Genomic DNA, 24,212 nt, shown 5'->3' with positions numbered 1-24,212 from the left:
CCGCACAATTGCGCTGGATCAGGCTTTTTTCAAAAGAAACCGCCATAGCCGGCATCTGATCAAATTACGTGGCAAAACCCTTTTCTATTCATTGTCTTGTCAAGCAGCCGCCACATAATCAGCCCGCATCGGGCAACATCGACAGCAAGGGAATCCCCGATGGTGCATTGCACCAAAATAGCGGATAATCACCGGTTATCATCAGTGTCCCTGCCGGCGGCCAAACGCTGCCGGCGCAGGCGCAGCAGCACCCCAATAAAAAGAACGCAACACCGGCACAGACCTCCATCAGACGTCTTCATGCTAACGGACCCGACATGACCAACCACACACTTGTCATCAACTGCGGCAGCTCGTCGCTGAAATTTGCGCTGATCGATGCCGCCAGCCAGCGCACCACCGTGACCGGCATTGCCGAAAAGCTCGGTCTCGCCGACGCCTGCATCAGTTTCAAGCAGGACGGCAAGAAAGTTGAACTGACCCTGGCGCAAGGCGATCACGCCGGCGCCATGAAAGCGATCCTGTCCTATTTTGACGAGCGCGAGCTGACCGGCAGCGTGATCGCCATCGGCCACCGCGTGGTACACGGCGGCGAGACCTTCAAGCAGTCCACCCTGATCGACGACAGCGTGATTGCTGCCATTGAGGACTGCGCTCGCCTCGCGCCGCTGCACAACCCGGCGCACCTGCAAGGCATCCGCACCGCACAGGCCTGCTTCCCGCACCTGCCGCAAGTGGCGGTGTTCGACACCGCCTTCCACCAGAGCATGCCCGAGCAGGCCTACCTGTACGCGGTGCCGATGGCGCTGTACCGCGAGCACGGCGTGCGCCGCTACGGCTTCCACGGCACCAGCCACCGCTACGTCACTGCCGAAGCCGCGGCGATGCTGGGCAAGCCGCTGGCGGAATCCGCCTTCGTCTGCGCCCACCTCGGCAACGGCGCCTCGGTGGCCGCGGTACTGAACGGCAAGAGCGTCGACACCAGCATGGGCCTGACCCCGCTGGAAGGCCTGGTGATGGGCACCCGCTGCGGCGACATCGACCCCGGCATTTTTGGTTACCTCGCCACCGAACTGAACACCGACATCCAGGGCGTGTCCGACATCCTCAACAAGCAGTCCGGCCTGCTCGGCCTGTCCGAGCTGTCCAGCGACTGCCGCGAGCTGGAAGACGCCGCCGCCGCCGGCCATACCGGCGCGCAGATCGCACTGGAAGTGTTCGCCTACCGCCTCGCCAAGCAGATCGCCGCGATGACGGTGGCGCTGGGCCGCCTCGACGCGCTGCTGTTCACCGGCGGCATCGGCGAAAACTCGCCACTGCTGCGCGCCAAGGTGATCAAGCTGCTCGGCTTCCTCGGCCTCGCGCTCGACCCTGCGGCCAACGATGCCGCCTTCCGCGGCAAGGCCGGCCGCATCACCCGCGCCGGCAGCACGCCAGCGCTGGTCATCAACACCAATGAAGAGCTGATGATCGCGCTGGACACCGCCGCACTGTGCGAGCCGGCGGCCTGAGGGAACAGCCATGCATACTTTTCTGATCGCCCCGATCGGCGTTGACGCCGGCCTGACCTCGGTCTCGCTGGGCTTGATCCGCGCGCTGGAACAGGACGGCCTCAAGGTCGGCTTCGTCAAGCCGATCGCCCAGGGCAGCGACACCAGCGAGCCGGAACGCTCCACCCACTTCGCCCGCGAGCTGTGCCGCCTCAACGCGCCGGAGCCGCTGCCGATGGACCACGCCGAGCACCTGCTCAGCCAGGGCCAGCTCGACCAGCTGATGGAAGAGGTGGTGCACCTGTTCCAGCGCGCCTCTGCCGGCGTCGACGTGGTCATCGTGGAAGGCCTGGTGCAGGACCAGCAACGGGTATTCACCACCTACATCAACAGCAAGATCGCGCGCACGCTGCAGGCGGAAGTGATCCTGGTCGGCGCCGCCGACCAGCTACCCAGCCACACGCTGGCGGAACAGCTGGAGATCACCATCCAGGCCTTCGGCGGCCAGCCGCGACAGGTGGCCGGCTACATCCTCAACCGCCTGCGTCCGGGGCAGAACCCGGCCACGTTGGCCGCAGAGATCACCGAATCCAGCCGCCTGATCCAGAGCCGGCGCATTGCCTGCCTCGGCGGCATCCCGTTCGAGCCGGAGCTACAGGCACCGCGCACGCTGGACGTGGCCAACTACCTGAAAGCCAAGTTGCTGCACGCCGGCCAGCTGACGCGCCGCCGCGTGCGCAGCATCTCGGTGATGGCGCGCTCGGTACCGCACATCGTCGAGCTGCTCAAGCCCGGCGCGCTGATCATCACCCCCGGCGACCGCGAGGACATCGTGCTCGCCACCGCGATGGCGACCATGAACGGCGTGCCACTGGCCGGCCTGCTGCTGACCTGCGACGCCGAGCCGGACCCGCGCGTGGCGCAGCTGTGCCACAAGGCGTTCACCAGCGGCCTGCCGGTGCTGTCGATCGACACCAACACCCTGGAAACCGCGACCCTGATCTCGACCATGAGCCGGCAGGTGCCGGCCGACGACATGGAGCGCATGGAGCGGGTGGTCGATTTCGTCGCCGAGCGCATCAGCACCAGCCAGCTGCGCCAGCGCATCGGCGAGCACCACGAGAAGCGGCTGTCGCCGCCTGCGTTCCGCTACCAGCTGATGGAAAAGGCGCGCCGCGCCGCCAAGCGCATCGTGCTGCCGGAAGGCAACGAGCCGCGCACGGTGCGCGCCGCTGCCATCTGCCACGAGAAGGGCATCGCCCGCTGCGTGCTGCTGGGCGAACGCCAGGAGATCCTGCAGGTGGCCGAGGCGCAGGGCATTACCCTGCCCGCCGGCATCGAGATCGTCGACCCCAACGAGGTCCGCGCACGCTACGTGCCGCCGATGGTGGAGCTGCGCAAGAGCAAGGGCCTCAACGCGCCGATGGCGGAGCAACAGCTGGAAGACAACGTGGTGATGGGCACCATGATGCTGGCACTGAACGAGGTCGACGGCCTGGTGTCCGGCGCCATCCACACCACCGCCAACACCATCCGCCCGGCGCTGCAGCTGATCAAGACCGCGCCGGAGGCCAAGCTGGTTTCCAGCGTGTTCTTCATGCTGATGCCGGACCAGGTCTATGTGTACGGTGACTGCGCGGTCAACCCGGACCCGAGCGCGGAAGAGCTGGCCGATATCGCCATCCAGAGCGCGGACTCCGCCGCCGCCTTCGGCATTCCGCCACGGGTAGCGATGATCTCCTACTCCACCGGCTCCTCCGGCAGCGGCGACGACGTGGAAAAAGTGCGCGAGGCCACCCGCATCGCGCGCGAGAAACGCCCGGACCTGCTGATCGACGGTCCGATGCAGTACGACGCGGCATCGGTAGAGTCGGTCGGCCGCCAGAAGGCGCCGGACAGTCCTGTCGCCGGCCGCGCCACCGTGTTCGTGTTCCCCGACCTCAACACCGGCAACACCACCTACAAGGCGGTGCAGCGCTCCGCCGGCGTGGTGTCGGTCGGGCCGATGCTGCAGGGCCTGCGCAAGCCGGTGAACGACCTGTCGCGCGGCGCACTGGTGGACGACATCGTCTACACCATCGCGCTGACCGCAATCCAGGCCGACCAGTTCAGCCGCTAAACGCCCGTCGCACTCCCGCCCAGCCCGCCCGATCATGCATGCATGATCGGGTTTTTTCATTGCGGCCAACCTTGTAAACCCATGACGCAACAAAAGAAAGCACGCCTGCCATGCTTGCTTGATGGTTTCAAACAACTGTTTTAGTATCGATCCCGCTTTGATAAAAACATAACGATAAAACGTGCCCGCGCCGCCACGGCCACAGCGCACGACACAACGCGAGGAAACACAGATGTCTTTGAACAGCATCACCGAGTGGTTCATTCCGGACAGCGTCCGGCAATCCCCGGACACCCTGATCCGGGCCCGTACCGTCACCAGTGTCGGCCTGCTGGCCGGCGCCATCGCCCCGCTGTTTGCCCTCTCCTACTTCAAGCTGCATCACCCGGCGATGGGCAGCGGCATCCTCCTCGGCGGCCTAGCGCTGTTGCTGGGGCCACTGCTGCTCAAGCTCAGCGGCGCGCTGCGCCTCGTCGCCGAGTGCATCGTGCTGTCGATGTTCGGCATGGTCAGCTGGATGGTGTACGTCAACGGCGGCATCCTCTCCACCAGCATCATGTGGTTCGCCATCATCCCGTTTGCCGCCATCTTCGTCAGCGGCCGCCGCTCCGGCATCGTGTGGACGCTGCTCAGCTTTGCCATGATCGGCCTGATGTTCGCGCTCAGCGCCGCCGGCGACATCCCGGCGTCGCCGATCCCGCACAGCGAGCTGCCGGCGCTGCAGGCCAAATCGCTGATCGGCCTGACGCTGGTGATCCTGGCGCTGGGGCTGTCCTACGAACGCGCCAAGTCACGCTCCTTCGAAAAGCTGGAATCGGCACGCGAGGAGGCGGAACGCGCCACCGCGGCGATGAAGCAGATGATGGCGCAGGTCACCCGCCTGCTCGACGCCGCCGAGAGCGAAAGCCGCGACATCGCCAGCAGCACCCAGCTGATGGCGCGCACCATGACCGAGCAGCGCCACCGCGCCGACACCATGGTCGCCATCGCGCAGCAGATGGCGGTCACCACCAGCCAGAACACCGAGCAATCGCTCAGCGCCACCAGCATGGCCGATACCGCCGGCCAGGCGGCCAGCGCCGGCGGTGCCGCGATGGACGCCGCGGTGCAGCAGCTGAACCAGGCCGGCAGCGTCATCGCCCGCGCTGCGGAACGCATGGAAGACCTCGGCCAGCGCAGCACCGAGGTGGGCGGCATCGTGCAGCTGATCCGTGACATTGCCGACCAGACCAACCTGCTGGCGCTGAACGCGGCGATCGAGGCCGCCCGTGCCGGCGAGCTGGGCCGCGGCTTCGCCGTGGTCGCCGACGAGGTGCGCAAGCTGGCCGAGCGCACCCAGGGCGCGACGCTGGACATCGAGCAGAAGATCCAGCTGATCGTGAACGGCACCAACCAGGCGATCGAGGCGATCCGCGAAGGCAACGCGCAAATGCGCAGCGGCCGCGAAAACACCGTCGACGCGCAGCAGCGGCTATCCGGCATCATCGGCGACACCCACGCATTGGTCGGCCTGCTGCGCCAGGTATCGCAGGCGGAGCAGAGCCAGAATGACGGCTTTGCCCAGTTTGCCGGCGACATCAGCGCCGTCGGCGACGCCACCCGCAGCCTGTCCGGCGAAACCGACACCATCGCCCACGCCACGGTGCGACTGGACCAGTTGATGGCCGAGCTGGGCGACAGCGTGCGCCAGTTCCGCGGCATCGCTGCCTGAACGCAGCGCACCAAAATAAAAGCCGCCCGGCAGCTGCCGGGCGGCTTTTTCATTCAGCGGTCTGCGGCCGTGCTCAGTCGTGCTCACGGTCTCGCGAGCTAGCGTGAGACAAGGCGAAAACGGCTGAGGAAGCGGCGTTTATCCAGATATACAAGCATGCCGAAACCGTTTTCAACGCGGTACGCCACGTTGACATCAACGCAGCAGATCATGAACAGGTTCTCAGACGCCGCAGGCGGCGAAGCGGCTCTCCAGCAATGCCGCCACCGCCGACTCGGCGTGGTGGCCGATGCGCTGCCCGTCCGGCACCTGCTCTTGCAGATGCTGGCTGGCATTGGCCATCAGGTGCGGGTGGCCGACCAGCTGCAGCATCTCGACGTCGTTCATCGCATCGCCAAACGCCGCACAATCCTGCGCCGCGATGCCCATGCCGGCCAGCAGCTGCTGCAGCGCCTGGCCCTTGCTCACCCCCGGCGCCATCACTTCCAGATAGCAGTCCTGCGAATAGGTCAGCGCCAGCTGGCCGTCGAAGCGGTAGCGGATGTCCTGCTCCACCAGCCGCAGCTGCGCTGGATCGCCGCAATAGATGATCTTGGCCACGTCGCGGCCATGGTAGTCCGCCAGGCTGGCGTGCACCTCGGCGCGGTCGAGATAGCCGTTGAGCGAGCCGGTGTAGCGGCAGGCCAGCTTGCGGTCATCCAGATACAGCGCCAGCTCCACGTCGCGCACCAGCGCCGGCTGCACCAGCTTTTGCACCAGCGCCGGCGCCAGGTTGGCCGCAGCCAGCGGCGTACCGTCCGCCGCGTGTACCCGTGCGCCGTTTGAGCTGATCACGCTGACCGGCAGCTCGATGCCGTCCAGCAGGAACTGCACGTCGCGGTAGTGGCGGCCGGTAGCGATGATCAGCCGGCAGCCGGCAGCGTGGGCGCGCTGCAGGGCGGCGACGCTGCGCGGGGTAATGCGGGATTCGGCATCCAGCAGGGTGCCGTCAAGATCGGTGGCAATGGCGCGGAACATGTCAGTCTCCCCCAGAGAAAAAATGGCAACAACAGGCATGATTGTGCACCTTCACGAACAAACACGCAAACAATCCCGCACAAACCGGCAAAAATCGCGCCGCAGACGACACCGGATTTGACCATCGCTGCACACTGATGCACGATGTTGCCTGTTTTCATCGAGGCTGCCCCATGAGCACCGAAGCACGCAAAGAACGCCCGCCGGCGATCGCCCTGCCCAGCGACCGCCACCAGTACATCCGCCAGCGCCTGCAACAGGAAGGCCGCGTGCTGGCCGCCGAACTGGCGCAGACGCTGGGCGTGTCCGAGGACTCCATCCGCCGCGACCTGCGCGAACTGGCCGCCACCGGCATCTGCCAGCGCGTGTATGGCGGCGCCATCGCGATGACGCCCAATACCGGCAGCTTTATCGAGCGCAGCCACGAAAACGTGGCGCGCAAGGCAAGGTTGGCCGCAGCGGCGGTACGCCTGCTGCAGCCGGGACAGTTCGTGTTCCTCGATGCCGGCACCACCAATCTGGAAATCGCGCGCGCGCTGCCGGACATGCCGCTGACGGTGGCCACCAACTCGATCCCGATCGCCGCGGTACTGTTCGGCCGCAGCCAGTTCGAGGTGCTGGTGATCGGCGGGCGCATGGACCACCGCGTCGGCGGCACACTGGGCAGCATCCCGACGCTGGCGGTGCAGGACATGCGCCCCGACGTATGCTTTCTCGGCACCTGTTCGGTGGACATCGAACTGGGCGTCGGCACCACCATCGCCGAGGAAGCGGCGTTCAAGCGCGTGCTGGTCAGCCAGTGCAACCAGATCGTGCTCGCCGTCACCAACGAGAAGCTCGGCACCGCGTCGCCGTTCGCGGTGGCCGCCATGCGCGACATCGGCCGGCTGGTGATCGAGGCCGACGCCGAGCCGCACAAGCTGGCCAGCCTGCAGCACAGCGGCGTGCCGCTGCTGATCGCCGACTAGCGCCTGTTGCAGCGCGGCAAACGCTGGCCGCCGGCCGGTGCAGCCGCTACACTGGCGGCCAATTTTCCGACTGGATTCCGCCATGCTGATCAAAGCCCTGCGCCTCGCGCTAGGCAACGCCATTGTTGCCGCCGATTACCTCACCCGCCCACGCAAGCTGCGCCGCGATGCCGCCAGCCAGCAGCGCGTTGACGCCGCCGCGGCCAAGCTCGCGCTGTACCAGTTCCGCGCCTGCCCGTTCTGCGTCAAGACCCGCCGCGTGCTGCACCGCCTCAACGTGCCGGTGGCGCTGCGCGACGCGAAAAACAATGCCGTGCACCGCGACGAGCTGCTGCAAGGCGGCGGCAAGATCCAGGTGCCGTGCCTGCGCATCGAGCAGGACGGCAAGGTGCAGTGGCTGTACGAATCGAAAGCCATTCGCGGCTATCTGGAGCAGCACTTCGCCGCCTGAGAGTCCGTTCAAAGTCTCGCGAGTTCACGCGAGACAAGGCAAAAACGGCTTGAGGAAGCGGCGTTGAGCTGGATATAACAAGTATCCGAAGACGTTTTCAACGCCGCATCACCCCACGTCGAGATCAGTCGCAGCAGACATTGAACAGGTTCTGATGCCCGGGCGGGCCGACACCGCCCGCCCGTCTCGCCCGCATGCCACTCTGCTATACTGCCGCCCTTCCGTAGCCTGTTCTTTAGAAGCCACGCATGACCACCACCGCCACACCCGCCGCACTCAAAGCCGCCCTGTCCTCCTGCCTGCTGCGCGACCGCCAGCCGCTCAAGCGCAAGCTGCAGGACGCCGAGCAGCGCCTGCGCAAGAATCAGCCAACCGACAAGCTGCTGGCCGACATCGCCGCGCAGATCACCCGCTCCGCCGGCCGCGCCGCGGCGCGCGCCGAGCACCGGCCGCGGCCAACGTTTGACGAGGCGCTGCCGGTCAACCAGAAGCTGGACGACATCAAGGCAGCGATTGCGGGCAACCAGGTGGTGATCATCTGCGGCGAGACCGGCTCCGGCAAGACCACGCAGCTGCCGAAGATCTGCCTGGAACTGGGCCGTGGCGTGTACGGCCTGATCGGCCACACCCAGCCGCGCAGGTTGGCCGCACGTTCGGTGGCAACCCGCATCGCGCAGGAGCTGGGATCGGAGCTGGGCACCCACGTCGGCTTCAAGGTGCGCTTCAACGACAAGCAGTCCGAGCGCAACGTGATCAAGCTGATGACCGACGGCATCCTGCTGGCGGAGACGCAGACCGACCGTTACCTGGAAGCCTACGACACCATCATCATCGACGAGGCGCACGAACGCAGCCTCAACATCGACTTCCTGCTCGGCTACCTGAAGCAGCTGCTGCCGCGCCGGCCCGATCTCAAGATCATCATCACCTCGGCCACCATCGACGCCGACCGCTTCGCCCGCCACTTCGACGGCGCGCCGGTGCTGGAAGTGTCCGGCCGCACCTTTCCGGTGGAAGTACGCTATCGGCCGCTGAAGCAGCGCGACGAGGACGAGCGCGAGGTGGAGATGGAAGACGCCATCGTCGACGCCGTCGACGAAATCTCGCGTCACGGCGCCGGCGACATCCTGGTGTTCCTGCCCGGCGAGCGCGAGATCCGCGACACCGCCGACAAGCTGCGCCGCAGCGGCATCCGCCACTACGAGATCCTGCCGCTGTTCGCGCGACTGTCCAACGAAGACCAGCAGAAGATTTTCAAGCCCTCCGGCGGCCGCCGCATCGTGCTGGCCACCAACGTGGCCGAGACCTCGCTCACCGTGCCGGGCATCAAGTACGTGATCGACACCGGCCTTGCCCGCATCAAGCGCTACAGCCCGCGCGCCAAGGTCGAGCAATTACAAGTAGAGAAAATCTCGCAGGCCGCCGCGCGCCAGCGTGCCGGCCGTTGCGGCCGTATCGAGGCCGGCGTCTGCGTGCGGCTGTACGCCGAGGACGATTTCAACGCCCGCCCGGCGTTTACCGATCCGGAAATCGTGCGCTCCAGCCTGGCGGCGGTGATCCTGCGCATGGCCGCGCTGCGGCTGGGCAAGGTCGACGAATTCCCGTTCATCGAACCGCCGTCCAGCCGCCTGATCGCCGATGGCTACCAGGTCTTGCAGGAGCTGGGCGCGGTGGACGAGCAGTTGCAGCTCACCGCCGTGGGCACCGAGCTGGCGCGCATTCCGGTCGACCCCAAGGTTGGCCGCATGCTGCTGGCCGGGCGCGAGCACCACTGCGTGCGCGAGGTGCTGATCATCGCCGCCGGGCTGTCGATCCAGGACCCGCGCGAGCGGCCGTTCGAGGCGCGCGAGGCCGCCGACCGCGCGCAGGCGCGCTTCAACGACGAGAAGTCCGACTTCCTGTCCTACCTGCACCTGTGGGATTTCTTCAGCAACGCGCTGGCCAACAAGACCAGCAACCGCCAGCTGGTCAACCTCTGCCACGAGCACTTCCTGTCGCACCTGCGCATGCGCGAGTGGCGCGAGCTGCACGCGCAACTGGCCGACATCGCCAGTGAGCTGAACCTGATCGAAAAAGACAAGGCGCACGCGCCGGCGGCGGTGCAGGCCAACCTTGAGACCACGCCGAAGAAACGCGCGCAGGCCGATCTGCTGGCCTACGAGAAGCTGCACAAGGCGCTGCTGACCGGCCTGATCGGCAATATCGGCATGAAGTCGCAGGAGAGCGACGACTACACCGGCGCGCGTGGCGGCAGTTTCCTGGTGTTCCCCGGCACCGGCCTGAAAAAGGTGCGCCCGAAATGGATCGTCACCGCCGAGCTGGTGGAAACCACCAAGCTGTACGGCCGCTGCGTGGCGCGCATCGAGCCGGAATGGGTGGAGGCGGTGGCGCCGCACCTGGTCAAGCTGCACCACTTCGAGCCGCACTGGGAAAAATCGCGCGGCGAGGTGGTGGCCAGCGAGCGGGTGACGTTGTTCGGCCTGACGCTGATCGCGCGCCGCCCGGTGAGCTACGGCCGCATCGCGCCGGAGGAGGCGCGCGAGCTGTTCATCCGCGGCGCGCTGGTGGCGATGGAGTACGTGAGCAATGCGCCGTTCTTCCAGCGCAACCAGCAGCTGATCCGCGAGGTGGAACAGCTGGAGCACAAGGCGCGACGCCAGGATGTGCTGGTGGACGAGGACGCGCTGTTTGCGTTCTATGCCGAGCGTCTTGGGTCAGACGTTGTCGATGCCGCCAGCTTCGAGGCGTGGCGCAAGGAAGCGGAACAGCAGAACCCGAAAATCCTGTTCCTGACCCGCGACGAGCTGATGCGCCACGCCGCCGAGCACGTGTCGGAAAACCAGTTCCCGGAATGGCGCGAGCTGGCGGAGAGCCGCTGCCGCCTGCGCTACCGTTTCGAGCCGAATCACCCGCTGGACGGCGTCACCATCGACCTGCCGCTTGCGGTGCTCAACACGCTGCAGCCGGCGGAGTTCGAATGGCTGGTGCCGGGCATGATCCGCGAAAAGCTGCAGGCGATGATCAAGGGCCTGCCGAAGCAGATCCGCCGCTGCTGCGTGCCGGTGCCGGATTTCGTGACCCAGTTCTTGCTCGGCAATCCGGACACCCAGCAGCCGATCGCGCCGCAGCTGGCGCACTTCATCCTGCGCCACACCGGCGGGCTGAAGGTGGATCCGCTGGCATTCAGCCAGGCCGAATTGCCGGCGCACCTGCTGTTCAACTTCCGCATCGTCGACGACGGCAAGCAGGAAATCGGCATGGGCCGCGACCTGCTCGCGCTGCAGAAGCAGTTCGGCCAGGCGGCGCAGCTGACCTTCCGCGACACCAGCGCCGAATTCGAGCGCGACAATGTCGAGGCGTGGGACTTTGGCGAGCTGCCGCAGGCGATCCAGTTCGCGCGCGGCCGCCAGCAGCTGACCGGTTTCCCGGCGCTGACCATCGAGACCGACGCCAAGGGCGAGCGGGTGGCGATCCGCCTGTTCGACACCGAAACTGCGGCCAACCTTGAGCACCGCCGCGGCGTGGTGCGCCTGCTGCAGTACCAGCTGAAGGAGCACATGAAGCAGCTGAACAAGGGCCTGCCGGGCATGACCCAGCTTGGCTTGCAGCTGCGCAATGTGTGCAATGTCGACGAGCTGCTGCAGGACGCCATCACCGCCATCTGCGACCGCGCCTTCATCGGCGACGACGACGCGCCGCGCACCGAGAAGGCATTCAACGAGCAGAAGGCGCGCGCCCGTACCCGGCTGCCGGCGGTAACGCAGGCGGTGACCAGCTACCTGAACCAGATCGCCGCCGAATACCAGGCACTGCTGCCCAAGCTGCAGAAGCACCGTCTCGGCCACGAGCTGACGCAACAGCTGGGCCGCCTGGTGTACAAGGGTTTCCTCACCGCCACGCCGTGGAGCCAGCTGCCACAACTGCCGCGCTACATGAAGGCGATGAGCCTGCGCATGGACAAGCAGCCGGCCAACGCGCAGCGCGACGGCCAGCGCGGCGCCGAAATCCGTGACCTGTGGCAGAAATGGGAAGCGCGCATGGCGGAAGAAAACGAGCGCGGCGGCGCCAGCTTGGCGTTGCAACTGTTTCGCTGGCATATTGAGGAGCTGCGCGTCGGCCTGTTCGCCCAGGAGCTGAAGACGCCGTATCCGGTATCGGTGAAGCGGCTGCTGAAACTGTGGGACGAGCTGCCGAAAAACCTGCGCTGATCACGATCCCGCAGCCGCCGCACGCAGGCGTCAGCGCCGCGGCCGCGCCGGACACCACCATAACAAGACCATTCGCACCCACACACTGATGCGTCATCACAAGGGCCGGGCTCGCAGCTTATGAGTGAGATAACAACTACCAAATTGAGTGCCAGCCACGTCATCGTCGGCAAGGAATTGCAGATGGACGTGTACCACAAGAGCGGCGTGCTGCTGGTCAAGCGCGGCCACTACGTGCTGACCGAGGAACAAAAACAGCGGCTGCTGGCCAACGGCGAAATCAGCAAGGACGCCAAGATGGCCGCCGCAGAGCGCGAGCTGCGCGAACGCCGCGAAAAGCAGCAGGAGCAGCAGCGCAAGGAGCGCGAAAGCCGCGGCCGCAACCCGCTGGTGGAAATGGACAGCCTGGCGCACAAGATGCGCGGCCTGCTCAACCACTACTTCCACGTCAGCGAATTCGAGGCACAAGTAACACAGGTGGCGCAGCGACTGGCCACGCTCTCAGAGCAACAGCCGGACGGGCTGATCGCCTCCTGCCTGCTGGTGCCGTTCCAGGACTACGGCAGTACCCACAGCCTGCACACCGCCGCCATCCTCGCGGTGCTGGGGCGGCGCCTGAAGCTGCCGGCCGACGAGATGCAGGTGCTGCTGTGCGCGGCGCTGACCATGAACATCTCCGCCACCGGGCTACACAGCGAGCTGACCAAGCAGCAGGCCAAGCTCAGCAACGAGCAGCAACAGCAGATGTACGGCCACCCGCTGCTGTCCTCCGCGCTGCTGCGCGATCTGGGCGTGGAGAACGAGCGCTGGCACCTGCTGGTGCAGCAGCACCACGAGGAATGGAACGGCGCCGGCTATCCCTACGGCCTGAAGAAGGAAGAGATCGACCCCGGTGCGCACCTGATCCGCCTCACCGACGTGCTGACCTCGCTGCTGATCAGCCAGGCGCACCGCGCCGGGCGGCTGCCGTCGATCGCGCTGGCACGGCTGTACAAGGGCGAATTCAGCGAGTTCGATTCGCGCTTTGTCGCGCTGCTGATCAAGGAACTGGGCATCTACCCGCCGGGCAGCTTCGTTCGCCTCGCCAACCAGGAAATCGCCATCGTCACCCACCGCGCCGCCGACGGCAACAACACCCAGCCGCGCGTTGCCAGCGTGCGCGCGGCCAACGGCGAGGTGTACGGCGAGCCGATGCCGCGCAACACCGGCCTTGCCGACTACACCATCAGCCAGCCGGTGTCACCGCAGGAAGCCGGCGTGCGCCCCGCCTTCCTGCTGAAACTGTGGAACAGCTGACGCGCTGACAGCAGCCGGACCGTCTGCGGCCAACATTGGCCGCATTTTTTTGCCCATCCGATATTTGTACTATACAAAAATGCAATAGACGCCGACAATGCCCGCCGTGAATGACGACATTGCGGCGAGAAAGGCCGACGACGGATGACAGCAAAACGGTGTGACATCGCGGTAATTGGCGCCGGCATGGCCGGCATCAGCTGTACACGGCAGCTGGCGGCGGCCGGACGCGAGGTGGTGATCTTCGACAAGAGCAAGGGCATGGGCGGGCGCATGGCCACCCGCCGCGGCGACGGTTTCAGCTTCGATCATGGCGCGCAGTACTTCACCGCCCGCACCCCGGAGTTTGTCGCCGCGCTGACCCACTGGCAGCAGGCCGGCTGGTGCGCGCCCTGGTCCGGCCGCGTGGTGACACTGGCGGACGACGGCCAGCCGCGTGAGCTGGCGCCGGAGGCACGCTTCGTCGGCACCCCTGGCATGAGCGCGCTGTGTCGCGCGCTGGCTAGCGGGCTGCCGGTGCAGCACCGGCTGCGCCTGCTCGCGCTGCAGCGTAGCGGCAGCGGCTGGCAGCTGGCTTTTGACGATGGCAGCCAGTGGCAGGCGCAGCAGGTGGTGCTGGCGATACCGCCAGCACAGGCGGCGCCGTTGCTGGCCGCGCTGCCGGCGCTGCAAACACGGGCTGCCGCCGTCGAGATGCAGCCATGCTGGGCGGCGATGCTGCTCAGCGACCGCCCGCTGTCGCTGGCTTTCGACGCCGCCTTCATCGGCGAGGGTCCGCTGTCGTGGGTGGCGCGCAACAACAGCAAGCCGGCGCGGCCGGCGATGGAAAGCTGGGTGCTGCATGCCAACCCCGCGTGGTCGGCGCAGCACGTGGACGACGACCCGGCGCAGGTGGCGCAAGCACTGTGCGCGGCGTTGGCCGGGCACTGCGGCGGCAGCCTGTCACCACACCAGCTGAGCGCGCACCGCTGGCTGTACGCGCAGGCGGCCAATCCGCTACCGGACGGCTTCCTGCTGCAGGACGGTGTCGGCGTCGCCGGTGACTGGTGCCTGGGCAAGCGCGTCGAGGATGCCTATCTGAGCGGCACGCGGCTTGCCGACGCGCTGCTGGCAGCGCACTAAGGTACAAACGACAAAAACTTGGCCGCAACAGCACACGCCATTGCGGCCAACCTTGGTCATCCTCATGCCGGCAACGGCGCCCTGCCCTCATGCACCGCCGCGGCCGTGGCGGATCAGAAGTGATCCAGTTCCTTCTCCGACGCCTCGAACACGCTGCCGGCGGCGCCGACGATCTTGTCATCCGGGCGGATGATGGCGAGGTTCTTGTCCGGGTACGGCAGCTGCCACAGGAAATGGCGCAGGCAGTTGAGACGGGCACGCTTCTTGTCGTCGGACTTGATCACCGCCCACGGCGCGTCGCCGGTATCGGTGTGGAAGAACATCGCCTTCTTCGCCTCGGTATAGTCGTCCCATTTGTCCAGCGACTGGATGTCGATCGGCGACAGCTTCCAGTGTTTCAGCGGATCATCGCGACGCGAGATGAAGCGGCGCAGCTGCTCCTCGCGGCTGACCGAGAACCAGAACTTGAACAGGTGGATGCCGCTGTTAACCAGCATGCGTTCCAGCTGCGGTGTCTGGCGCATGAATTCCAGGTACTCCTGCGGCGTGCAGAAGCCCATCACCCGCTCCACGCCGGCACGGTTGTACCAGCTGCGGTCGAACAGCACCATCTCGCCGGCGGTGGGCAGGTGCTGGATGTAACGCTGGAAGTACCACTGGCCGCGTTCCTGCTCGGTCGGCTTCTCGAGCGCCACCACCCGCGCGCCGCGCGGATTGAGGTGCTCCATGAAGCGCTTGATGGTGCCGCCCTTGCCGGCGGCGTCGCGGCCTTCGAACAGCACCACGATCTTCTGCCCTGTTTCCTTGACCCAGTTCTGCACCTTCAGCAGCTCGACCTGCAGCGCGGCCTTCTGCCGCTCGTAATCGTCGCGCTTGATGCGGCTGCGATACGGAAAATCCGCCGGCAACGGCGCGCTGGTGCTGTCCTCCATGGTGCCGTGCGGCGCGTGCGCCACCTGCAGCGCCACCGGCGCATGGCTGATGGCCTCGATTTCGCGCGCCGCCGCCTCGCGCGCCTTGGCCACCGCGCTGCGGCGCCGTGCCGGTGCCGGCTTTTGCGGCTCGGCAGCCACGCTGTCGGCTTCCTGGTTCAACGGCTGTTCCTTGCTGTTTTCGTCATTCATGGTGCGACTCTTTACGGTGGGGTAATACAAAACATGCTACGCCCCCGCCATTGTCAGCGTCATGAGCTGGCTGGCGCGCAGTTGATGCGGATCAAATAGCGCCGCACTGCAGCGGCACTGCGCGGCAACAGGCGAATCAGGTACAATCGCAAGATCAGATTATTGCCGACCGAATTCATCACCATGTCCGTAGAAAACAACGCGCCAGTCATCAGCAACTTCATCCGTGCCATCATCGATGAAGACCTTGCCTCCGGTAAACACAGCAGCATCGTGACCCGCTTCCCGCCGGAACCCAACGGCTACCTGCACATCGGCCACGCCAAGTCGATCTGCCTGAACTTCGGCCTGGCCGAGGACTATCAGGGCAAGTGCAACCTGCGCATGGACGACACCAACCCGGAGAAGGAATCCGACGAGTACGTGCAGGCCATCAAGGACAGCGTGGCCTGGCTCGGCTTCCAGTGGGACGGCAACGTGCGCTACGCCTCCGACTACTTCCAGCAGCTGTACGACTACGCCATCGAGTTGATCCAGTCCGGCCACGCCTTTGTCTGCGACCTCAACGCCGAACAGATGCGCGAATACCGCGGCAGCCTGACCGAGCCAGGCAAGAACAGCCCGTTCCGCGAGCGCAGCGTGGCGGAAAACCTCGACCTGTTCACGCGCATGAAGAACGGTGAATTCGCCGACGGCAGCAAGACGCTGCGCCTGAAGATCGACATGACTTCCGGCAACGTCAACCTGCGCGACCCGGTGATCTACCGTATCCGCCGCGCGCATCACCACCGCACCGGCGACGCGTGGTGCATCTACCCGATGTACGACTACACCCACTGCATCTCGGACGCGATCGAGGGCATCACCCACTCGCTGTGCACGCTGGAGTTCGAAGACCACCGCCCGCTGTACGACTGGGTGCTGGACAACATCCGCATCGGCTGCCACCCGCGCCAGTACGAATTCTCGCGCCTGGAGCTGCTGTACGCGCTGACCTCCAAGCGCAAGCTGAACGCGCTGGTCACCGACAACAAGGTCAGCGGCTGGGACGACCCGCGCATGCCGACCATCGAAGGCATGCGCCGCCGCGGCTACAGCCCGGCCGGCATCCGCCTGTTCTCGCAGCGCATCGGCGTGTCGCGCGGTGAAAACATCATCGACCTGGCCATTCTCGAAGGCGCGGTGCGCGAGATGCTAGAAAACGAATCGCCGCGCGTGATGGCGGTGCTGGACCCGATCAAGGTCACCCTCACCAACTATAAGGACGGCGTCACCGCCAGCCGCAGCGCGCCGTACCATCCGCACCATCCGGAATTCGGCGAACGCGAAGTACCGATCGCGCGCGAGATCTACATCGAGCGTGACGACTTCGCCGAAGTGCCGCCACCGAAATGGCAGCGCCTCACCGTCGGCGGCGAAGTGCGCCTGCGCTACAGCTACGTGATCAAGTGTGACGAAGTGATCAAGGACGCGGACGGCAAGGTGATCGAGCTGAAATGCTCCATCGACCACGACACGCTGGGGCAGAACCCGGTTGGCCGCAAGGTGAAGGGCGTGATCCACTGGCTGGCGGCCGACCATGCCGTGACTGCGGAAGTGCGCCTCTACGACCGCCTGTTCAACGAGCCGCGGCCGGACGCGGTGCGCGGCGAAGACGGCGAATACGTCGACTTCATGCAGTTCCTGAATCCGGACTCGCTGCAGACCATCACCGGCTACATCGAGCCAGTGGTCCGCGACGCAGCGCCGGAAACGCGCTACCAGTTCGAGCGCATCGGCTACTTCGTCACCGACCGCCACCAGCACCAGCCGGGCAGCAAGATCGTGTTTAACCGCACCGTCGGCCTGAAAGACAGCTGGGCGAAATAAGCATTCGGGATAGCATGATCCCCGCAGATGCGCTAAGTTAATGATGCAAAGCATGGCAGGACTCGATGTCCTGCCATTTTTTCGTCATCACGCGTTTACTGAGGGGTTAACGAGATGAAGGCACGCATCACCACCATCGGCCTGTCGCTACTGACACTGGGCATCAGCGGTTGCAGCAGCCTGGGCGGCTACCAGCCGGACAAGACCTACCGCATCACCATCCTGCACACCAACGATCACCACGGCCGTTTCTGGAAAAACAGCGACGGCGAGTACGGCATGGCCGCACGCAAGACGCTGATCGACGGCATCCGTGCCGAGGTCAAGGCCCAGGGCGGCTACAGCCTGTTGCTGGACGGCGGCGACGTCAACACCGGGGTACCGGAATCCGACCTGCAGGACGCCGAGCCGGACTTCAAGGGCATGAACCGGCTGGGCTACGACGCGATGGCGGTCGGCAACCACGAGTTCGACAAGCCGCTGGCGGTACTGCAGAAGCAGCAGCGCTGGATAAACTTCCCGATGTTGGCGGCCAACGTCTACAAGGACGGACAGCGCCTGTTCCAGCCTTACCAGATCTTCAATCTCGGCGGCGTCAAGGTAGCGGTGATGGGCCTGACCACCGACGACACCTGGAAGCTGGTCAGCCCCGACAACGTCAAGGGCGTGGAATTCCGCCAGCCGGCCGCCGAGGCCGCCGCGCTGATGCCGGAGCTGAAGGCGCGCGCCAATATCGTCATCGCCGCCACCCACATGGGCCATTACACCAACGGCGTCCACGGCGTGAATGCCGCGGGCGACGTGGAGATGGCCCGCGCGGTGCAGGGCTTCGACCTCATCGTCGGCGGTCACAGCCAGAACCCGGTGTGCATGCAGGCCGAAAACGTGCGCAACGATGCCTACGTCCCCGGTCAGCCGTGCGCGCCGGATCGCCAGAACGGCACCTGGATCGTGCAGGCGCACGAATGGGGCAAGTACGTTGGCCGCGCCGACTTCCAGTACCGCAACGGCGAGCTGACGCTGCTGCAATACCAGCTGCTGCCGGTGAACCTGAAACAGACAGTCAAGCGCGCCGACGGCAGCAGCCAGAAAGTGCCGTATACCACCGAGATCGCCGAGAACCCTGCGCTGCTGGGCTTCCTGCAGCCGTATCAGGACAAGGGCCAGGCGGCACTATCGGTCGAAGTCGGCAGCAGCGACGGTAAGCTCAACGGCGATCGCAGCCAGGTACGCAAGGAGCCGACCAGCCTCGGCGTGTTTACCGCACTGGCGATGATGGACAAGGCCCGCGCCGACTTTGCGGTGGTCAACTCCGGCGGCATCCGTGACTCGCTGCCGGCCGGCCGGATCAGCTACAAGGACGTGCTGAAGGTGTTCCCGTTCGGCAGCACCCTCACCTTCATCGACTTCAGCGGCAAGGAAGCGCTGGACTACCTCGCCGCCGCCGCGAAAATGAGCGCCGGCGCCGGTGCCTTCGCGCAGTTTGCCGGCGTGCAGCTGCTGATCGAGAACGGTGAAGTGAAACAGGCCAGCATCGGCGGCCAGCCCATCGACCCGACCAGGCGCTACCGCATGGCGATCAACAGCTTCATGGCCGCCGGCGGCGACGGCTACCCGCGCCTTGCCGGCAAACCCGGCTTTGTCGACACCGGCTTTGTCGATGCCGACATGCTGAAGGCCTACATCAGCACACAAAGCCCGATCCGGAGCAGCAATTTCGAGCCGGGCAATAGCGTGATCCGCCACTAAGCAGCAACGAAAAAAGGTTGGCCGCAAGCCAAACAGGCTTGCGGCCAACCTTGCTCAATGCCGCGTCAAGCGCTCGCCGGCTTAGTCGAACACCAGCTGCCCGCCGCGCACATCCACCATCACTGTTGCCTTCGGCAGGTAATGCCCGGCCAGGATCGCCTTGGCCAGCGGGTTTTCGATCTCGCTCTGGATCGCCCGTTTCAGCGGCCGCGCGCCGTATACCGGGTCGAAGCCGGCGTCCGCGATCAGGCTCAGCGCTTCCTCGCTCACCTGCAGGTTCAGCTCCAGCTTGGCGAGGCGCTGTTCCAGCCGCTTCAGCTGGATGCGGGCGATGGACTTGATCTGTGCTTCCGCCAAGGCATGGAATACCACCAGCTCATCGATGCGGTTGACAAACTCCGGACGGAAGTGCGATTTCACCTCCGCCAGTACCGCCAGTTTCACCACCTGGTAGTCGTCGCTGGCCATGGCCTGGATGTGCTGGCTGCCCATATTGGAGGTCATCACGATCACCGTGTTCTTGAAGTCCACGGTGCGGCCCTGGCCGTCGGTCAGGCGGCCGTCGTCCAGCACCTGCAGCAGCACGTTGAACACGTCCGGGTGCGCCTTTTCCACCTCGTCGAGCAGGATCACGCTGTACGGCTTGCGGCGCACCTGCTCGGTGAGCATGCCACCCTCCTCGTAACCGACGTAGCCCGGTGGCGCGCCGATCAGGCGGGCGACCGAGTGCTTCTCCATGTATTCCGACATGTCGACGCGGATCAGGTGCTCCTCGCTGTCGAACAGGAAACCGGCCAGCGCCTTGCACAACTCGGTCTTGCCGACGCCGGTGGGGCCGAGGAACAGGAAGGAGCCGTACGGACGGTTGGGGTCGGCGAGGCCGGAGCGCGAACGGCGGATGGCGTCGGCGACCACGGTCACCGCTTCGTCCTGACCCACCACACGCTGGTGTAGCACGGCTTCCATGTGCAGCAGCTTCTCGCGCTCGCCGGTGAGCATCTTGGACACCGGGATGCCGGTCATGCGCGAGATCACCTCGGCGATTTCCTCGGCGCCGACCTGGGTGCGCAGCAGACGGTTAGGCTTGTTGTCGCCGCTGGCGGCGGCCTCGGCATCCTTCAGCCGCCCTTCCAGCTGCGGCAGCTTGCCATACTGCAACTCGGCCAGTTTCTGCCAGTCGCCCTTGCGTTTCAGCTCGTCCATTTCCACCTTCAGCCGCTCGATCTCTTCCTTGATCGACTGGCTGCCCTGCTGGCTGGCCTTTTCCGCCTTCCAGATTTCTTCCAGGTCGGCGTATTCGCGCGACAGGCCACCGATTTCTTCCTCGATCAGCTGCAGGCGTTTCTTCGAGGCTTCGTCGGTTTCGCGCTTCACCGCCTCGCGCTCGATCTTCAGCTGGATCAGGCGGCGGTCGAGCTTGTCCATTTCTTCCGGCTTGGAGTCCAGCTCCATCTTGATCTTGGAGGCAGCCTCGTCGATCAGGTCGATGGCCTTGTCCGGCAGGAAACGGTCGGTAATGTAGCGGTGCGACAGCTCGGCGGCGGCGACGATGGCCGGATCGGTGATGTCCACGCCGTGGTGAATTTCGTACTTTTCCTGCAGCCCGCGCAGGATGGCGATGGTGTCCTCCACCGTCGGCTCGTCGACCAGCACCTTCTGGAAGCGGCGCTCCAGCGCGGCATCCTTCTCGATGTACTTGCGGTACTCGTCCAGCGTGGTGGCACCGAGGCAGTGCAGCTCGCCGCGCGCCAGCGCCGGCTTCAGCATATTGCCGGCGTCCATCGCGCCCTCGGCCTTGCCGGCGCCGACCATGGTGTGGATCTCGTCGATGAACAGGATGATGCTGCCCTCGTCCTTGGCGATGTCGCTGAGCACCGCCTTCAGGCGTTCCTCGAACTCGCCGCGGAACTTGGCACCGGCGATCAGCCCGGCCATGTCCAGCACCAGCAGTTTCTTGTGCTTCAGGCTTTCCGGCACCTCGCCGTTGACGATGCGCTGTGCCAGGCCTTCGACAATGGCGGTCTTGCCGACGCCCGGTTCGCCGATCAGCACCGGGTTGTTCTTGGTGCGGCGCTGCAGCACCTGGATGGCGCGGCGGATCTCGTCGTCACGGCCGATCACCGGGTCCAGCTTGCCCTGCCGCGCGCGTTCGGTCAGGTCCAGCGTGTACTTTTTCAGTGCCTCGCGCTGCTCTTCGGCATCGGCGCTGTTGACCGCATCGCCGCCGCGCACCGCCTCCACCGCGGCGTGGATCGCCGCGCTGTTACCGCCGTGCTGCTTCAGCAGGCGGCCGGTCTCGCCCTTGTCCTCGGCCAGCACCAGCAGGAACAGCTCGCTGGCGATGAACTGGTCGCCGCGCTTCATCGCCGCCTTGTCGGCGAGGTTGAGCAGGTTGGTCAGGTCGCGCGACACGGTGACCTCGCCGCCGGTACCGCTGACTTTCGGCAGGCGCGCCACCGCGTCGCGCAGGCTGCCTTTCAGCGCGCTGACATTGACGCCGGCGCGGGCCAGCAGGCTGACGATGCCGCTGTCGGCGTCGTCCAGCATCGCCAGCAGCAGGTGCTGCGGCTCGATATAGGCATTGTCGCCGGCCAGTGCCAGGCTCTGGGAATCGCCCAGCGCTTGCTGGAATTTGGTGGTGAGTTTGTCGAAACGCATCACAGGCTCCTTGCTTGCAGTTTGATGATGACAAACTTGGGCATCACGCATGGCTTTTCAAGCGGCATCCGCAGCGTTTTTGTCCGGGATCAAGCGGCGCAGCGATCGCTGCCACCGCAATGCTGACCAGCTTGTACCACCATAGCCCAAACGGCGGCGGCAGCCGGCAAAAAGCAAAAGGCCCGTGTCCGCCTCACGGCAGAACACGGGCCTGGCGCGTTGCGGCCAACGTTGGTCGCAAGCGATCCGGTATCAGGTACGGAACACGCTGACCTCGTCGCGCAGCGCATCGGCAAGGCCGGTCATGTGCTGCGCCGTCTCGGACGAACGCTGCGCCGCCTCGCTGCCGACCTGCGCCTGCGACGCCACCGTCGCCACCTGCGCTGCGATCTCCTCCACGCTCTGCCGCTGCTCGCCGAGCTGCTGGTGGATGCGCGACACCACCGCCATCGTTTCGCGCGAGGCGTCGAGAATGCTGTCGATGGCGTGGCGGGCCTCGCCGGTGATCGCCGCGCCGTTGGCGGCCAGCGTCACCGACTGCCGCATCGCGTCCACCGCCGCCAGCGTCGCCTGCTGCATGGCGCCAATCATGCCGCCGATCTCCTGCGTCGACTGGCTGGTGCGCTCCGCCAGCTTGCGTACCTCGTCGGCGACCACGGCAAAGCCGCGGCCGAATTCGCCGGCACGTGCAGCCTCGATCGCGGCATTCAACGCCAGCAGATTGGTCTGGTCGGCAATGTCGCGGATCACCTTGATGATGCTGGTGATCTGGCTGGCACTGCCTTCCAGGCTGTGCAGGCTGCCCTCTGCGGCGCCGAGGGTGTTGGCGATGCGGTTGACCTCGTCCACCGCCGCCACCAGGCTCTGGCTACCCTGGCTGGCGGCGTCGCTGGACGCGCGCGCGGCGCGGCTGGCCTCGCCGGCGACGTGTTCGATACGGTGCACGCCGTCATTCAGCTGGCGGGCATGGCTGTCCATCACGCCGGCGCTGTCGCGCTGTTCACCGGCGGCCACGGCGGCGGTTTCCGCCTTGCCGGCCAGCTCGTGCGCAGCGGCTTCCAGCTCCTCGGCGTGGGCGCGGGTGCGGTTCAGCGACTGACGGAAGCTCTCCAGCAGGTTGTTGAGCGCGCCGGCCACCTCGCCGATTTCGTCGCGGCGCGGGATGTCGAGGCGGCGGGTCAGGTCGCTGCTGTCGCGCACCTCGCCGACGGCCTTGACCAGCAGCCGCACCGGCCGGGCCACCAGCCGGCCGGTGAGCAGCCACAGCGACAGCGACAGCAACACCACCAGCAACAGGCAGCCGCCGATCAGGCCCTGCAGCAGGATGTTGTTGTCGCGTTGCAGCTCGGCGGTCAGCTCGTCGCTGACGATCACCCAGCCCCAGGCGTCAAAGCGCTGCCAGGTCAGCATGTGCTCGGCCGGCTTGCCGTTGTCGTCCAGCTTGCGCACGGTGCGGCTGCCGCTGGCCTGGTTCAGCATCTCGGCCAGGTAAGGTTGGCCGCCGGCATCGACGTCCTTGTCGATGGTGCGGCCGGTCAGTTTCGGGTGCAGCACGAAGCGGCCGAATTCGCTGCTGTTCTTGTCGGCGCCGATGATGACGATATGGCCGGAGTCGCCCAGCTTGACCTTGGACAGGCGTGCCAGCAGGCCGCCGACGCCCTCGCTGGCGCTGAGCGCCACCGAGGTGGCACCGATCACCTGGTCGTTCTCGTTTTTCAGCGGGCTGTAGCTGACCACGTATTCCTTGTCGAACATCACCACCTTGCCCTGGAACGGCATGCCGCGGCTCAGCCGCTCATACACCGGGCTGCTGCGCTCCAGCTTGCTGCCGACCGCGCGGCGGCCGTCGGCGGTCAGCAGCGAGGTCGACACCCGGTAGAAGTCGTCGCCGTCCTTGACCAGCACCGAGGCCGGGTTGCCGCTGCGCACCGCGAACTCGCCGGCGAGATCGTGATTGTTGTTGAGCAGTACCCCGCCCACCTTCAGCGACGGCAGCAGCTGGCCGCCGGTATCGACCTTCTCCTCGGCCGCCACGGCAAAGGCGCCGCTGAAGCTGGCGATGAACATGCGCTCGAACTGCTGGGCGGAGATTTTCAGCGCGTCGTCGAAGCCGGCCGCCATATTGGCCGACTGGTGGATCAGCTGCTGCTGCACCGCCTGGGTGCGCTCGAACAGCAGCTTTTGCGAAAACAGATAGGCCGGCACCATCAGGGCGACCACCAACAGTGACATCAGGGCCACCTGGGCCCAGACCAGACGGGTGCCGATGCTGATCGCACGCTTCATCCTTGCTTCCTTATCGTTTTTTTATTCCGGCATCTCACCGTCACGCCGGCGGCGGCGGGGTAGCGCCGCGCTGGCGGAAAACGGCCGCCCGTGTTGCGGACGGCCACTTTGGCAACTGTATACAGGCATACAGTGACACAGTCG

14 protein-coding genes are annotated in these 24,212 nt (G+C 65.8%); 10 read left to right on the top strand and 4 right to left on the bottom strand.

Annotated elements, in window-relative coordinates:
* The first annotated feature begins 317 nt into the window (after positions 1-317).
* The 3 genes from ACG97_RS04230 to ACG97_RS04220 all read left to right on the top strand — a co-directional run bounded on the left by ACG97_RS04230 (position 318) and on the right by ACG97_RS04220 (position 5,320).
* Complete coding sequence (locus ACG97_RS04230) at positions 318-1,511, top strand: acetate kinase (RefSeq protein ID WP_047966081.1); 1,194 nt, start codon at positions 318-320, stop codon at positions 1,509-1,511.
* Between the two features lie 10 nt (positions 1,512-1,521).
* A complete protein-coding gene (gene pta / locus ACG97_RS04225) occupies positions 1,522-3,609 on the top strand; it encodes a phosphate acetyltransferase (RefSeq protein ID WP_047966080.1) in 2,088 nt (695 codons plus the stop codon).
* 232 nt (positions 3,610-3,841) lie between these two features.
* The gene (locus ACG97_RS04220) at positions 3,842-5,320 is read left to right on the top strand and encodes a methyl-accepting chemotaxis protein (RefSeq protein ID WP_047966079.1); all 1,479 of its coding nucleotides are present in this window, start codon (positions 3,842-3,844) and stop codon (positions 5,318-5,320) included.
* A 222-nt stretch (positions 5,321-5,542) separates the two neighbouring features.
* On the opposite strand, the gene ACG97_RS04215 is transcribed toward ACG97_RS04220, so the two are convergent.
* Positions 5,543-6,337 (bottom strand): Cof-type HAD-IIB family hydrolase, encoded by a 795-nt coding sequence (locus ACG97_RS04215; protein WP_047966078.1) that lies wholly within the window; start codon positions 6,335-6,337, stop codon positions 5,543-5,545.
* A 173-nt stretch (positions 6,338-6,510) separates the two neighbouring features.
* On the opposite strand from ACG97_RS04215, the gene ACG97_RS04210 reads away from it, so the two are divergent.
* The 5 genes from ACG97_RS04210 to ACG97_RS04190 all read left to right on the top strand — a co-directional run bounded on the left by ACG97_RS04210 (position 6,511) and on the right by ACG97_RS04190 (position 14,382).
* A complete protein-coding gene (locus tag ACG97_RS04210) occupies positions 6,511-7,305 on the top strand; it encodes a DeoR/GlpR family DNA-binding transcription regulator (protein WP_047966077.1) in 795 nt (264 codons plus the stop codon).
* Between the two features lie 82 nt (positions 7,306-7,387).
* On the top strand, positions 7,388-7,756 hold the full coding sequence (locus ACG97_RS04205; protein WP_047966076.1) for a glutaredoxin domain-containing protein: 369 nt from the start codon (positions 7,388-7,390) through the stop codon (positions 7,754-7,756).
* Between the two features lie 248 nt (positions 7,757-8,004).
* Positions 8,005-11,964: an ATP-dependent RNA helicase HrpA gene (gene hrpA / locus ACG97_RS04200; protein WP_047966075.1), complete on the top strand. Its 3,960-nt coding sequence runs from the start codon at positions 8,005-8,007 to the stop codon at positions 11,962-11,964.
* Between the two features lie 120 nt (positions 11,965-12,084).
* Complete coding sequence (locus tag ACG97_RS04195) at positions 12,085-13,260, top strand: HD-GYP domain-containing protein (RefSeq protein WP_047966074.1); 1,176 nt, start codon at positions 12,085-12,087, stop codon at positions 13,258-13,260.
* 144 nt (positions 13,261-13,404) lie between these two features.
* A complete protein-coding gene (locus tag ACG97_RS04190; protein WP_047966073.1) occupies positions 13,405-14,382 on the top strand; it encodes an NAD(P)/FAD-dependent oxidoreductase in 978 nt (325 codons plus the stop codon).
* A gap of 113 nt (positions 14,383-14,495) precedes the next feature.
* Here the strand turns inward: ACG97_RS04190 and ppk2 are convergent, their stop codons facing one another.
* Complete coding sequence (gene ppk2 / locus ACG97_RS04185; RefSeq protein ID WP_202902699.1) at positions 14,496-15,314, bottom strand: polyphosphate kinase 2; 819 nt, start codon at positions 15,312-15,314, stop codon at positions 14,496-14,498.
* 375 nt (positions 15,315-15,689) lie between these two features.
* Between ppk2 and ACG97_RS04180 the strand changes: the two genes are divergently transcribed.
* Together ACG97_RS04180 and ushA are read left to right on the top strand one after the other, a co-directional pair.
* A complete protein-coding gene (locus tag ACG97_RS04180) occupies positions 15,690-17,375 on the top strand; it encodes a glutamine--tRNA ligase/YqeY domain fusion protein (RefSeq protein ID WP_047966071.1) in 1,686 nt (561 codons plus the stop codon).
* 114 nt (positions 17,376-17,489) lie between these two features.
* Positions 17,490-19,124, top strand: a complete 1,635-nt coding sequence (gene ushA, locus ACG97_RS04175; protein ID WP_047966070.1) for a bifunctional UDP-sugar hydrolase/5'-nucleotidase UshA — start codon at positions 17,490-17,492, stop codon at positions 19,122-19,124.
* Between the two features lie 81 nt (positions 19,125-19,205).
* On the opposite strand, the gene clpB is transcribed toward ushA, so the two are convergent.
* On the bottom strand, positions 19,206-21,782 hold the full coding sequence (gene clpB, locus ACG97_RS04170; RefSeq protein WP_047966069.1) for an ATP-dependent chaperone ClpB: 2,577 nt from the start codon (positions 21,780-21,782) through the stop codon (positions 19,206-19,208).
* 252 nt (positions 21,783-22,034) lie between these two features.
* Positions 22,035-24,068 (bottom strand): methyl-accepting chemotaxis protein, encoded by a 2,034-nt coding sequence (locus ACG97_RS04165; protein ID WP_047966068.1) that lies wholly within the window; start codon positions 24,066-24,068, stop codon positions 22,035-22,037.
* Positions 24,069-24,212 lie beyond the last annotated feature (144 nt).

Origin of the sequence: Vogesella sp. EB, assembly GCF_001037925.1 — a bacterium.
Lineage (GTDB): Bacteria > Pseudomonadota > Gammaproteobacteria > Burkholderiales > Chromobacteriaceae > Vogesella > Vogesella indigofera.
This window is presented reverse-complemented; position numbering and strand designations above follow the sequence as displayed.

What these genes read in the sequence shown, in the direction of transcription:
- ACG97_RS04230 (WP_047966081.1), top strand. Translation starts at nt 318, where the DNA reads ATGACCAACCACACACTTGTCATCAACTGCGGCAGCTCGTCGCTGAAA.
- pta (WP_047966080.1), top strand. Translation starts at nt 1,522, where the DNA reads ATGCATACTTTTCTGATCGCCCCGATCGGCGTTGACGCCGGCCTGACC.
- ACG97_RS04220 (WP_047966079.1), top strand. Translation starts at nt 3,842, where the DNA reads ATGTCTTTGAACAGCATCACCGAGTGGTTCATTCCGGACAGCGTCCGG.
- ACG97_RS04215 (WP_047966078.1), bottom strand. Translation starts at nt 6,337, where the DNA reads ATGTTCCGCGCCATTGCCACCGATCTTGACGGCACCCTGCTGGATGCC.
- ACG97_RS04210 (WP_047966077.1), top strand. Translation starts at nt 6,511, where the DNA reads ATGAGCACCGAAGCACGCAAAGAACGCCCGCCGGCGATCGCCCTGCCC.
- ACG97_RS04205 (WP_047966076.1), top strand. Translation starts at nt 7,388, where the DNA reads ATGCTGATCAAAGCCCTGCGCCTCGCGCTAGGCAACGCCATTGTTGCC.
- hrpA (WP_047966075.1), top strand. Translation starts at nt 8,005, where the DNA reads ATGACCACCACCGCCACACCCGCCGCACTCAAAGCCGCCCTGTCCTCC.
- ACG97_RS04195 (WP_047966074.1), top strand. Translation starts at nt 12,085, where the DNA reads ATGAGTGAGATAACAACTACCAAATTGAGTGCCAGCCACGTCATCGTC.
- ACG97_RS04190 (WP_047966073.1), top strand. Translation starts at nt 13,405, where the DNA reads ATGACAGCAAAACGGTGTGACATCGCGGTAATTGGCGCCGGCATGGCC.
- ppk2 (WP_202902699.1), bottom strand. Translation starts at nt 15,314, where the DNA reads ATGGAGGACAGCACCAGCGCGCCGTTGCCGGCGGATTTTCCGTATCGC.
- ACG97_RS04180 (WP_047966071.1), top strand. Translation starts at nt 15,690, where the DNA reads ATGTCCGTAGAAAACAACGCGCCAGTCATCAGCAACTTCATCCGTGCC.
- ushA (WP_047966070.1), top strand. Translation starts at nt 17,490, where the DNA reads ATGAAGGCACGCATCACCACCATCGGCCTGTCGCTACTGACACTGGGC.
- clpB (WP_047966069.1), bottom strand. Translation starts at nt 21,782, where the DNA reads ATGCGTTTCGACAAACTCACCACCAAATTCCAGCAAGCGCTGGGCGAT.
- ACG97_RS04165 (WP_047966068.1), bottom strand. Translation starts at nt 24,068, where the DNA reads ATGAAGCGTGCGATCAGCATCGGCACCCGTCTGGTCTGGGCCCAGGTG.